General features: G+C 46.4%; 1 protein-coding gene and 1 pseudogene. One reads left to right on the plus strand and one right to left on the minus strand.

All coding sequences use genetic code 11. The annotated features are described in order from the left end of the window. Positions 1-209, plus strand: a pseudogene (locus tag GRP75_RS28040) (MFS transporter); the annotation flags it as partial. Between the two features lie 91 nt (positions 210-300). On the opposite strand, the gene GRP75_RS28045 reads toward GRP75_RS28040, so the two are convergent. Further along, a partial coding sequence (locus GRP75_RS28045) for an MFS transporter (RefSeq protein ID WP_160791015.1) occupies positions 301-936 on the minus strand: 636 nt, incomplete at its 5' end.

Consider the following 936-nt stretch of genomic DNA (forward strand, 5'->3'; position numbering starts at 1 on the left):
GTCGCAGTGGACATGGTCTGCTCTTTGGCGTGATGGCCGCAGTGGGAGGCATTGCAGCTCTGCTGATGCTATTTGCGGTCAAACCCAAGCAGGATGAACCAACAGATGACAAATCCAGTGACCGTATGAGTGTAAATGAGGAGCAAACAGGGGTGGCCCGAGAAAAGCCTCTTTCTTCCAAGCTAAAACGCAAAACTCCTGCGAAATAAATGAAAAAGCACCCGTTGTCCACAAAACCATGGCAACGGGTGCTTTTGATTATAAGCAGTTATAAACTAAATGTATTTGAAAACAATAGCTTTACCCATTGAGAGAAACATGCGATTTAGGCTTACGGCTTGCGATGATTTGTATAACATAGATCAGCAAAAACAGTACAATAAACAGCGAGGAAAGGCGGTACATCCACGCATAATCACTTGCTTTGGCAATAATGCCAAGTATAAGCGCACCGGCTGCAACCCCGAAATCGAGGGAATTGAGAAACATACCATTTGCCATGCCTCTTTGTTTAGGAGATACAATCTGAATCATCCAGGTTTGCAGGGTTGGCTGCATCACACCAAATCCGATACCGTAGCAAAGAGCCGACACATACATGAAATCATCACTGTGCGCGTAGGAAAGCAGGAGCAGACCGCCAATTAAAAAGAGGGAGCCGGGGATGAGCAGTGCTTTTGCTCCTTTTTTGTCATAAATACGGCCCGAGAAGGGACGCACAATCAGCACGGAAACCGCATTAAACAGGAAAAAATAGGCCGGGTGCGCCAGATTTGCTTCATTTCCGTAAAGCGCCATAAAGCTGAGTAATCCGCCATATGTAATAGACATCAGCATGTTCAGTAAGGCGGGAATCCACAGTTTACGGTTAAATGCCGGTTTTCGCCCCTCTTCCAAAGGAATCATAGGGGGTTCGATGTGCCCCTTAGGTAATGT

Source organism: Paenibacillus sp. OT2-17, assembly GCF_009827695.1.
Classification (GTDB): Bacteria; Bacillota; Bacilli; order Paenibacillales; family Paenibacillaceae; genus Paenibacillus; species Paenibacillus polymyxa_B.